At 55.5% G+C, this 10,509-nt stretch carries 10 protein-coding genes; 1 reads left to right on the top strand and 9 read right to left on the bottom strand.

All coding sequences use genetic code 11. The annotated features are described in order from the left end of the window. Positions 1-151: 151 nt before the first annotated feature. The 6 genes from A4E33_RS02600 to A4E33_RS02575 all read right to left on the bottom strand — a co-directional run bounded on the left by A4E33_RS02600 (position 152) and on the right by A4E33_RS02575 (position 6,136). On the bottom strand, positions 152-493 hold the full coding sequence (locus A4E33_RS02600; protein WP_292346121.1) for a YnfA family protein: 342 nt from the start codon (positions 491-493) through the stop codon (positions 152-154). 83 nt (positions 494-576) lie between these two features. After that, entirely contained in the window at positions 577-1,053 is a 477-nt protein-coding gene (locus A4E33_RS02595; protein ID WP_292346120.1) for an isoprenylcysteine carboxylmethyltransferase family protein, read from the bottom strand. Positions 1,054-1,091: 38 nt separating this feature from the next. Further along, a complete protein-coding gene (locus A4E33_RS02590) occupies positions 1,092-2,327 on the bottom strand; it encodes a GAP family protein (RefSeq protein ID WP_292346119.1) in 1,236 nt (411 codons plus the stop codon). A 1-nt stretch (position 2,328) separates the two neighbouring features. Continuing rightward, positions 2,329-3,174, bottom strand: a complete 846-nt coding sequence (artA, locus tag A4E33_RS02585) for an archaeosortase A (protein WP_292346117.1) — start codon at positions 3,172-3,174, stop codon at positions 2,329-2,331. 78 nt (positions 3,175-3,252) lie between these two features. After that, the gene (locus A4E33_RS02580; RefSeq protein ID WP_292346115.1) at positions 3,253-4,110 is read right to left on the bottom strand and encodes a DUF63 family protein; all 858 of its coding nucleotides are present in this window, start codon (positions 4,108-4,110) and stop codon (positions 3,253-3,255) included. A 103-nt stretch (positions 4,111-4,213) separates the two neighbouring features. After that, the gene (locus tag A4E33_RS02575; protein ID WP_292346113.1) at positions 4,214-6,136 is read right to left on the bottom strand and encodes a cation-translocating P-type ATPase; all 1,923 of its coding nucleotides are present in this window, start codon (positions 6,134-6,136) and stop codon (positions 4,214-4,216) included. Between the two features lie 91 nt (positions 6,137-6,227). On the opposite strand from A4E33_RS02575, the gene A4E33_RS02570 reads away from it, so the two are divergent. After that, on the top strand, positions 6,228-6,602 hold the full coding sequence (locus A4E33_RS02570) for a helix-turn-helix domain-containing protein (RefSeq protein ID WP_292346111.1): 375 nt from the start codon (positions 6,228-6,230) through the stop codon (positions 6,600-6,602). 40 nt (positions 6,603-6,642) lie between these two features. Here A4E33_RS02570 and A4E33_RS02565 read toward each other — a convergent pair whose 3' ends face one another. From A4E33_RS02565 to A4E33_RS02555, 3 genes are all read right to left on the bottom strand, one after another. Next, positions 6,643-8,574, bottom strand: coding sequence for a cation-translocating P-type ATPase (locus tag A4E33_RS02565; RefSeq protein ID WP_292346110.1), 1,932 nt, complete (start codon positions 8,572-8,574; stop codon positions 6,643-6,645). 160 nt (positions 8,575-8,734) lie between these two features. Next, positions 8,735-9,784, bottom strand: a complete 1,050-nt coding sequence (locus A4E33_RS02560) for a cation diffusion facilitator family transporter (RefSeq protein ID WP_292346108.1) — start codon at positions 9,782-9,784, stop codon at positions 8,735-8,737. Continuing rightward, the gene (locus tag A4E33_RS02555; protein ID WP_292346106.1) at positions 9,781-10,302 is read right to left on the bottom strand and encodes a class I SAM-dependent methyltransferase; all 522 of its coding nucleotides are present in this window, start codon (positions 10,300-10,302) and stop codon (positions 9,781-9,783) included. The genes A4E33_RS02560 and A4E33_RS02555 overlap by 4 nt, the downstream gene beginning before the upstream one ends. Between the last annotated feature and the right edge of the window lie 207 nt (positions 10,303-10,509).

The raw sequence follows: 10,509 nt of genomic DNA, 5'->3' as shown, positions 1-10,509 counted from the left end.
CTTCATCTCGATGGCCGGGCTGGTCCTGGCCCGGGTCGTGGACCCGGTAACAGCTCAGCAGATTGTTGGCCTGATTACGGGGATAGGAATGTAATGCGGGAATTCCCGCACCCGGGCTTTTTTCTTCGTAGATTTTAAAATTTTCCGGTATTCAAGGAACGACAGAAACGGTCCGCGGCCAGTACATGATGATGAATACGCCGATCAAGGCAATTGCGGCGCCAAGAATGTCGAACCGGTCCGGGACAACCTTATCGATCTGCCAGCCCCAGAGAAGAGCAAGCACAATAAAAATGCCCCCATATGCAGCATAGACCCGCCCGAAATTCGAGGTCTGCAACGTCGGGATGATCCCATAAAGCACGAGAATAATTGCTCCAAGCACTGCATACTCAATACCCCGGCCCTCCCGAATCCAGAGCCAGATAAGGTATCCTCCCCCGATTTCACATAAACCGGCCAGGACAAATAAAAAAAGTGACTGGAGAATCATCAGGTACAATCACTCTGCACTCGTAAAAATAATTGCCGTTTTCCTATCCGCTCCCTGAAAAAACTGCCGGAAGTTGCGGCTCCTTATAGCAGTCTGGGGAAAAACCGCCCGGTTTTTTCCTGGTATTTTTCGTAATCCTTTCCGAAAATATGGACCATCATTTCCTCCTCATCTCGCACAAGATAATGCCATACCGGATGGAGGAGGATTGCCCACAATACCATGATGTAACTTTTGAGGTAGATAGCGAGACCGAAGTTGAATACTGAGAGGAATGCCGCGTAGAGGGGATGACGTACGTACCTGAATGCACCGGAGGTGACAAGCCGTTTGCCCCTGTCGGCTGCGGGCAACGATACGAAACTCCAGATGACGATGACCAGGGTCATTAGGCTCGCGACTATGAATATTGCATTCAGGAGAGTCTGGTTATCTGACAGAGGAGGAAGACCGATCTGCCTGTCAATCCAGAGTGCAATAATCAGCAGGATGACGCTGATCAGGAATCCGGTGGGACCGCTGCCGAAAATTTTTTTGAAGGTCGTGATGTTCCATTCCATAATTCGGGAATTCTTTGAGTAATTATCAGCCGGAGGCACTATAAGATTCCTGACAGCATCAGCGCACCGAGGACGACAAGGAAGATCCCAATCGCGCCCCGCATCCACCGCCGTCCCCGTCCCTGCATGTTCTCAAGTGTATCCGCAGAAACACCGGCATAGACGATGCAGAGGATCACTATGAGCGGCAGGACAAAGATCAGGTTATAGAGCAGCAGATACGGGAGCCCGGCACTGAGGGTCATGGTGCTGCTGAGCAGGCCGAGGATGGCGAGGTAGACTCCGCCCGTGCAGGGCAGTTCAACGATGCTGACAAGGATCCCGAGGATGAACGCTGCGGGAAGCGTTGCCCGGGTGACATACCCGCGTATCCGGTCCTTCTGGGAGGATGGGATCGAGAGGAGCGGAACGGCCCGGTCCCGCACAGCGTCAATGATGTTGATGATCCCGGCCAGGACTGCGATAACGGCAGCGACGGTTGCAACAGGACCGGCAATCCCGGTCTGCTGGATCACGGCAAAGAGCCCGAGCCCTGAGACAAAATACGCGATAAAAACCGCGCTGATGTAGACCAGGCCGGAGAGGAGGACCCGCCTCTTGTCCCGCAGGGAGATCAGGTAGGTTAAGAGGAAGATCAGCACGGCGAAAGCACAGGGATTGATACTGTCCACGAGCGCAGCAGCGACAACAGCCGGCACAGTCAGATCGATATTCCTCCCCGGGGAGATGTCCTGCAGGGGCCCCTCCCGGGCCGAGTAAGTGGCAGGACAGATCGACTCGTGGGAATTTGCGTACACAATCTCTTTCTCCAGGTTATCCCGGATGGTATCCTCGCCGATGAACGCCTTCGGGCCGATAAAAACCGCAGGAACGCCCTCGGTCTTCACCGTATAGCGGGCGAGGAAATCGCGGTACATCTCCTGGTTGCTGCTGTTGAAGTAGATCTCGAAGGTTTTCACCTGGACCCGGGGATATTTTGCAGCCATCTCCTCGATGAACGGTTTTATCCGGGCACAATGCGGGCACCCGTTGCCGTAAAAATAATAAATGCAGAGGGTGCCGTCCAATGGACCGGAACTATCTGAGGTGACATGAGCGGATGCATCTGTACAGACAGGTCCCGTGTTCGTGCAAACGTCGGTCGGCAATGCACCGGCAGTATCCGATGCCGATACCGGCAGGATGCCCGCTGCCAGGATGAGGAAGAAAATAATTGCTGTGAATATTGGCGTAACTTTCCCGGGGGTCCATCCTCTGGTTATCTCGTAAACCATATCACATCACACTCTGTGCCCTGCAGGTGGATTCCAGCCATTTCACGAATGATCTGATCCCGTCGAGATACAGTTGCGTCAGATCGCGTGCGAAAACCGCAAGGTCCGGAATGATCCGGAATAACACAAAGGCTATCCCGATCAGGACAACAACCGAGAGCAGCTCCATGAAGACATTATGCGCCCAGAAGAAACTTGCATAGCCGGGCCCGAATTCTGAGGTACCCGTGGGGTCCGGGAGGAAAGCAAACCACTGGTCCGACCACGCGATAAAGACAACAACGATACGCAGGATGTTAAGGAGATAAATGATCGGCACGACGATAAGAACAGCTAGCAGTCCCTGTTTCAGGGTAATCCTGGCCGATCCTGCTGCAACGCCCAGCATAATTGCCATCGCCGTGATTCCCGTACAGGCGAGAATAATTTCCGTTGCATAACCGTTCCGGAAGAGAATATTCCATGCCCGGAGATCCGTATGGTAATTCAGGGCATTCAGCAGCCAGACCGCCTGATCGACAACGGTTGCAATAAGCGTATCGCGGAGCAGCGGAACGAACGTGAACGGCATAAAGATCAGCATGGCAACCGCAGCGGCCCGTGACAGCTGGAATACCAGTGAGTTATCCCGGAAAATATTCCAGAGGGTGATTGCCAGGAACGGAAGCGAGAGGAAAGCAAGAGCCGGGTACAGGATATTATCTAGTGTCATATATTCAGGGACTTCAGTCAGGAATCCAGCTACGAGGAATACCCAGCCCCCCGCTGCGGCGTATTTTTTATGGCGGCCCGGTATGAGGAAGATACTGAACGCGAGGAATGCAAGGTAAATGAACCACTCGATCATTGGATTCGCGGAGCCCCCCGGGTAGTATTCCGTTTTATTGAGTTATTTGTCGAATCCGTTGTTGGCAACATATTCTGTTCACCCGAGGAGGATCATCTGCGTCATGTTCCGAAGCCCGATTGCAAACCCGAGCACGATCATGGCAAAGAGGATCAGGTGCCAGAGGTCCGGCTCGGCCTCCTTCCGGTAGAGCTGGAGGACATAGACCGCTGGGAACAGTACGATCAGTTTCAGCAGGAACATGGAGAATGCCGTTCCGGTGCCGGCGATCAGGGCGGTGCCGACAACATGCTCCTCGATGTAATTCACCGGGGAGAGATCGATCCCGTAACTCGTGGCGCTCGCGTCCAGCATCTGCCCGAGGATCAGAAGAACGAAGAGCGGTTCTGAGACCTGGTTCCATTTCAGAATATATTTCATGAAAGCCCAGACAGCGCCGGTTGCGAGAGCGGTCATTCCCGCAATGATAAAGATTACTTCGATATGGGGTCCGTTATGACCAAGCGCCCAGGAGCCGAGAAGAAGGACGACCGCTGCAGCGCTGACGATACCGATGTTTCGGTACCCGGTCCGGAAATCCCGTATCCAGCCTTTTGTTTCCAGAGTCCGCGTTGCAACAAGAGCAGCGACCGTGTACAGGAACGTGACGACATAGATAGGAGGTGTCACAAGCAGGAACTGGAGATCTGATGTCACCATGTGCGTATCGTAAATTGCCCGGACCAGCGCACCGAGAACAACAAACGGGATAGTTGCAAAAATAAATTTTTCGTCGAATGCTATTCCGGACCACCGGAGCCAGCGGTAGATGCACAGTAAAGCAATGATCAGGATGATCGCGTAGGTGAGGGTCGATACAATGTTGTACGGCTGGTCGAGCCGTACCGGGTTAATGTAATAGGTATCGATGAAGGTTGTAACACTGTCAAAAATCATGGATATTCGCTCTCATTACATAGTTTTCCCGAGTGCACTCAATGTATTCACAATTGTGAAAGGCTCGTACCATCTCATCCGGTGACCATAAGAAACCTTGGATTTATTCCCGCTTTGCCAGCCGCAGTCCGTTCCCGACTGCGAGGAGCTCTGAAGCCTCGTGGATGATCACGGCAAGCGTGACGCCGAGCAACCCGAGAACTGCCGCAGGGATCATGATCGCGAGCACGGCAAGGGAGAAGACAATATTCTGGTTGCCGATCTTCACCGCATTCCTGCCAAATCCGATCGCCTCCGGCACCTTTGTCAGATCATCAGCCATGAGTGCCACGTCAGCTGCCTCGATTGCGGCATCCGTGCCGATGGTCCCCATCGCGATCCCGACCGTTGCCCGGGCTAGTGCAGGCGCATCGTTAATTCCGTCGCCGATCATGGCAACTGATCCATACTTCGTCTTCAGTTCTTCGATTGCAGCAATCTTATCTTCAGGTTTGAGGTCGGCCCGCATCTCATCGATCCCGAGGTTCATGGCAACGACGCGCGCAGTCACTGCATTGTCGCCGGTGAGCATAACGACAGCAATCCCCATTGAGCGGAGCCGGTCGATCATGGCCTTCGCCTCCGGGCGGACCTGGTCGCGGACCGCGATGATCCCGATCATCTTTGTACCGGTCCCGACCACCATCGCCGTCTTTCCGTCCGCCCGCATGGCCCCAATCTGCCGGAGGGCGCCAGCGTTACGGGGGGCGTTCGTGAACGATTCCGGTTTCCCGACGATGTACTGTATCCCGCTGATTGTAGCTGCGGCACCCTGGCCGGTCAGAGCACAGAGATTTGCAGCTTCCAGCGCCTCGATCCTGTCCTGCTCTGCACGGCGGTTGATGGCTTTTGCCAGCGGGTGTTCCGAGCATTTCTCTACGGAGTACGCGATCTGCAGGACATCCTTCTCGGTCCCGTCAAGTGCGACGATATCGGTGACCGCCGGGATCCCTGTGGTCAGCGTGCCGGTCTTGTCGAATGCGATCGCCCGGATCTTCCCGAGGCTCTCCAGGTGGGCCCCGCCCTTGATGAGGATACCGCTCTTTCCCGCAGCCCCGATGCCGGTGGCGATGGCCACCGGTGTTGACATGACCAGCGCACAGGGTGCTGCAGCTACGAGCAGGACGACCCCTCGTATCGCCAGATCGTTGAACGGGATGCCGAAGAACGGCGGGACCACGATAAGGATAAGGGACACCAGGAGCACGGCAGGGGTATATTTTTTCCCGAATCGTTCGATGAAGAGCTGGGTCCTGCCCTTCTGCTCATGGGCTTCTTCCACGAGGTGGATGATCTTGGCAAGGGTATTATTTTCGAACGTTGCCGTTGCGCGGATCTCCAGGGCACCTTCGCCGTTGATGCTCGCGGCATACACATTCATCCCCACGCGTTTCTCGACCGGTACCGATTCTCCCGTGACCGCGGCTTCGTTGATAGCCGATGCACCTTTGACAATGACACCATCGGTCGGGATACCCGCTCCGGGACGGACCAGGAAGAGATCGCCGGCCCGGACTTCGGTTGCAGGAACGGTGATCTCGCTTCCGTTCTTCAGCAGTACCGCTTCCTTGGGTGCGAGATCGAGAAGTGCCCGGATGGAGGCCCGGGTCCGGGCATAGGTGAGTTCCTCCACTCCTTCGGCAGCCGCATACAGGATCACCAGAGCTGCGGCCTCGTCCCAGAGATCGAGCACAACACAGCCGACCGTTGCGGCGAGCATGAGGATCTCGATACCAATCTCGTGCTCTTTGATCAGCTCCTCGATTCCTTCCCGTGCCCAGTGGTATGCACCGATCGGGATGGCGAGAATGAAGAAGATGTTCTCGGCCTGCGGCGAGATGATCCCCAGATGGCCGAGGATTAGGCCGGTACCTGCGATTACGAGGGCGATCATCGCGTTCCGCAGGGGCGGATGGCCGTACCACGGCCCGCTGTACGAGCCGGTGCAGTCATCGCATTCACAATGTTCCGGACATGTCTGAGCCATTCAGTTTCTCCAGCAATCTGGTTTTTCTGATAGATAGTATCCGTTTAATAGTTAATAAGCGGAAAAGTTATCCGGTAAGTAGGTAGTATCCATGAAGAAACCTTCGGATCGGGACAATGATGTATGTTTCTGCCCGCTTTTCGGGATCCTCGATGTCGTTGCAAAGAAATGGGCGCTCCTGATCATCGCAATTCTCGGTAATGAAGGGGAGAAGGGATTCAACGAGCTGAAAAAGGAACTCGGATGCATCGGCCCGAAACCGCTCTCCGATACCCTGAAGAATCTGGAACGGATCGGGCTGGTGAAGAAGCAGGTTCTGGAAACCTCGCCTCCTACCGTGAAATATTCTCTCACACCGGATGGATGGGAATTCCGGAAGCATCTGATCCCCATGCTGCTCTGGGTTTCGGAACGAGGTGGAGAGGAGATGCCAGGCTGCCCGATCAAGGCAGGAAACCACGAATGAAAACCATATGAATTCCTATTTCAGCCCCGCATAAAATTTGCTATTTCTCCGATCCAATTAACCGGGCAGAATTCGCAATAACCGGGATGGATGAAAGCTCGTGCAGGAGTGCTCCGGTCACAGGTGTCAGGATGCCGGGGATCGTCAGACCTACTGCAATCACGAGAACACCCACAGCGAAGACCAGATTCTGCCGGATGGTCCTGATCGCTTTCCGGGAGATGGAAAACAGGTGCGGCAACTTGGAAAGATCGTCAGAAAGTAACGCAACATCGGCGGTCTCAATGGCAACATCCGTCCCGGCAAGACCCATTGCAACGCCGACATCCGCCGTTGCGAGCGCCGGGCCGTCGTTCACGCCGTCGCCCACGAAAACAACGTGGCGTCCCTCGGCCTGGAACCGCTTGACGATCGCGACTTTTTCCTGGGGCATGACATCGGCATAGACTTCGGTAATCCCGACTTTTCGCGCAACAAGGTCCGTGGCGTCCCGGTTATCTCCGGTAACAAGCACGGTCCGGATACCGGCCCGGTGCAGCAGGGCAATCGTGGCCTGTGCATTTTCCCGGACGGTATCTTCAAAGACAAGGAATCCGCTCAGCTGATGATCAATCATTACGAGGATAACACTCCGGCCCCCGCTGGAAAGAATCCGGATCTTTTCTTCGCTGTCCCGGGGCAGGGCAATGCCGAGATCGGAGAACATCTTCGGGCGCCCGAGCAGGAATTCGTGTCCGCCGGATCGCGCCTTTACCCCGAGTCCCGGTACGATTTCACAGGAATCGGGTTCGGGTATTGCAATATTGCGCTGTGCGGCGGCCCGGATCACCGCCTTTCCTATCGGGTGTTCGCTGAATTTTTCTGCTGACGCCGCACACCGGACCAGGAACTCTTCGGATGTATTACCGTAGGGAATGGCGCTGATCATATGAGGTTCTCCGAGGGTGAGCGTTCCGGTTTTGTCGAAGATGACGATATCCGCGTTCGAAAGTGCCTCCACGGTCGCGCCCTTCTTTACGAGGCTTCCCGCCAGTGCAGCGTTCCCGATGGACGCAACCAGTGCGGTCGGGGTCGCAAGAACCATCACGCAGGGGCAGAAGATGATCAGCATGGTGATCGCCCGGAGGATATCCCCGCTCCACCACCAGAGAAGCAATCCGAGAATGATGGCAACCGGGGTATAGATTTTCGCATACCGGTCAAGGATTCGCTCGATGGGTGCCTTCTGCTCCTGTGCTTCGGCAATGAGCCGGCGGATCTGGCCGAGCGTGGTTTCCGTCCCGACCTTCGTTGCCCGGATTTCGAGTGCCCCGATCTCGTTCAGGGTTCCGGCAAAGACAGTATCGCCTTTTTGCTTGTCAACAGGTGCACTCTCACCGTTGATCGCAGCCTGGTTGACCGATCCGGTCCCGAACAGGACCTCGCCATCGATTGCAATCCGCTCCCCGGAGCGGATGATGACGATATCCCCGACAACCAGCTCTTCCAGGGGAAGGGTAACATCATTCCCGTTCCGCCGGACCGTAACGCGATCCGGTAACAGGCGGGCCAGGGCATCGAGCGCCCGGTCGGCCCGTGCAGCAACGAGTTCTTCGAGCAACCCTCCGAGCAAAAGCAGGACTGCGACAACGGCAGCAGCAGAATACTGCCCGATGGCAATAGCTGCAATCGTTGCGATGGTGACCGGGATATCGGCAGTAAAATCTCCTTCCCGGATGCCGAGATATGCACTGTACCAGATATACGAAGATCCTACGAGTGCGGCTGCAAGATAGACCCAGTTGACCAGTTCACCCGGGGCACTGCCGGTAAAAAGGCTGGCCGGCTGGAGCAGGATTGCGGTCACCAGCAGCATGCCGCTGATGAACGTGATAATCGTTCCCGGTGCCAGCAGGAATTCTTTGTAGTTCACGATAACGAGACGCAGGGTCATCAGGAATGACCGGTTGGATTCTTTCAGGGTACCATCCATGGCAGTTCACCGTAAAATGTGATTAACGGAGCCGGTATCCGAAAACAAGGGGGCCGCTCCCTGACACCCCGTTGTGTATTGCTGGTACTCTGAAAATAGTACTCTTCCAAAAACTCATACCTGATATTATTTGAAGTATCAGGTTTTGGATCGAAAAAAATCAGTGCCCGTGGAGTGGCAGCCCCTCGTGGCTGTGCTCTCTCACATGGTGATAATCTTCCCCAGACTCCGTTGCGGGATCGACATGGATTGTGGCGTCCGAGAGATACTTCAGGTGATGAAGGAGCTCATGCCGGTACTCTTTTGCGATTGCGTGCCCTTGTTCGACGGAGAGACTTGCAGCAACGGTCATGTTAATTTCCGCGTGGAGCCGGTGGCCGAGCCACCGGACTTTCACATCCGTGATTTCCCGGACCCCTTCGACATGCTCGGCAGCATGCCGGATCTCGTCCGTGACTGCCGGGTCAACCCCGTCGAGTAGCCGGGTGAAGATGGTTTTTCCCGAGTCCCAGACAATCCAGAATATTGTGATCGAGATGATGAGGCCGACAACCGGGTCGGCAAGCGGGTACCCGAGCCAGACCCCGATGGCGCCGAACAGGACTGCAAGGCTTGTCAGCCCGTCCGTCCGTGCATGCTGGCCGTCGGCGACAAGTGCGGCACTCCCGATCTCGTTCCCGACCCGGATCCTGAGCTGGGCCACGGCTTCATTTCCGAAGAACCCGATAAGAGATGCCGCAACCACGGCCCACAGAAATGTCACTCCCTGCGGGTGAAAGAACCGGTCGATGGAGAGCCATGCTGCCGTGATCGCGGAGATCAGGATCATCAGGACAACGAAGACCCCGGCCAGGTCCTCGATTCTCCCATAGCCGTACGTGAATTTGCGGCTCGGTTTCCATCGTGCCATCAGGAACGCGGCAACCAGCGGGACCGCGGTCAGGGCGTCGCCGAAGTTGTGGACCGTATCGGCCATGAGGGCGATGCTGCCGGTATAATACACGACAATGACCTGGAGCAGTGCCGTGACGAGCATGCCGACGAATCCCCACTTGACGGCCCAGATCCCCCGGTCGGTAGTGAGGATCGAGGGGTCTACTATGCCGTGCATGTGGCCGTGGCCCTCTTCCTCTCCGTGTGCGTGACCGTCGTGTTCATGGTCATGATCGTGATCTTCGTGATCGTGGCCGTGATCGTTATCGTGGTTCATCGGATGGTTCCCGGATTTTCCTTTCTTCCCCTCAGATACGATATTGCCATGTATATGAATTTGGTCTGCCCCTTTTCGATACCGGTGATACCGTTCTCTTCAAGGGCCGGTATGAGCGGATCAAGGGAAACAGCATCGAAGATGAAGAGGTGGCCGCCCGGTTTCAGCACGCGGGCAATCTCTGCAATTCCTTTCCGTTGCACATCATCGGGCATGTGGAAGATCATGAAACTGCACATCACCACATCGAAACGACGGTCAGGGAACGGGATCGCTGCGATGCTTCCTTCCTGGAATGATACGTCCATACTATTCCGTGCAGCCTTCTTTTGCGCCCGGGCAACCATCTCTGGAGCAAGATCGATACCGGCCACGGTGCCGGCAGGCCCGACCCGTTCCTTGGATGCAAGGGTCAGCGTGCCGGTCCCGCAGCCGATCTCAAGAACCGAATCCCCGGGTTTCATCCCGCTAAGGTCAATCTCCATCTGCCGGAGTTTCTTCTCGCGCCCGATCGTCATCGCAGATCAGTTTTCGTTTCAAAATTCAGCAAAAATCTGCCGTTTGCGCATTGAACTTTTTGCCCAGAATCCCATCCCTCGCATGTGGATGCGAAGTTAGAATCGTTCAGTCTTCTTTTTAAACCGCTTCAATCAGACACTTTTCTATGACTTACCCAGTCGCTCAGTTGCTTACGAGCAGCTCATTTCATCCTGTCAGGACAGATC

Source organism: Methanoregula sp. PtaB.Bin085, from assembly GCF_002067035.1.
In the GTDB taxonomy this organism is placed as follows: Archaea; Halobacteriota; Methanomicrobia; order Methanomicrobiales; family Methanospirillaceae; genus Methanoregula.
Note: the sequence above shows the minus strand (reverse complement) of the source record. Positions and strands in the feature narration are given on the sequence as shown.

Bases quoted from the DNA above. Each gene is read 5' to 3' on its own strand.
- A4E33_RS02600 (WP_292346121.1), bottom strand. From the start codon at position 493: ATGATTCTCCAGTCACTTTTTTTATTTGTCCTGGCCGGTTTATGTGAA.
- A4E33_RS02595 (WP_292346120.1), bottom strand. From the start codon at position 1,053: ATGGAATGGAACATCACGACCTTCAAAAAAATTTTCGGCAGCGGTCCC.
- A4E33_RS02590 (WP_292346119.1), bottom strand. From the start codon at position 2,327: ATGGTTTACGAGATAACCAGAGGATGGACCCCCGGGAAAGTTACGCCA.
- artA (WP_292346117.1), bottom strand. From the start codon at position 3,174: ATGATCGAGTGGTTCATTTACCTTGCATTCCTCGCGTTCAGTATCTTC.
- A4E33_RS02580 (WP_292346115.1), bottom strand. From the start codon at position 4,110: ATGATTTTTGACAGTGTTACAACCTTCATCGATACCTATTACATTAAC.
- A4E33_RS02575 (WP_292346113.1), bottom strand. From the start codon at position 6,136: ATGGCTCAGACATGTCCGGAACATTGTGAATGCGATGACTGCACCGGC.
- A4E33_RS02570 (WP_292346111.1), top strand. From the start codon at position 6,228: ATGAAGAAACCTTCGGATCGGGACAATGATGTATGTTTCTGCCCGCTT.
- A4E33_RS02565 (WP_292346110.1), bottom strand. From the start codon at position 8,574: ATGGATGGTACCCTGAAAGAATCCAACCGGTCATTCCTGATGACCCTG.
- A4E33_RS02560 (WP_292346108.1), bottom strand. From the start codon at position 9,784: ATGAACCACGATAACGATCACGGCCACGATCACGAAGATCACGATCAT.
- A4E33_RS02555 (WP_292346106.1), bottom strand. From the start codon at position 10,302: ATGACGATCGGGCGCGAGAAGAAACTCCGGCAGATGGAGATTGACCTT.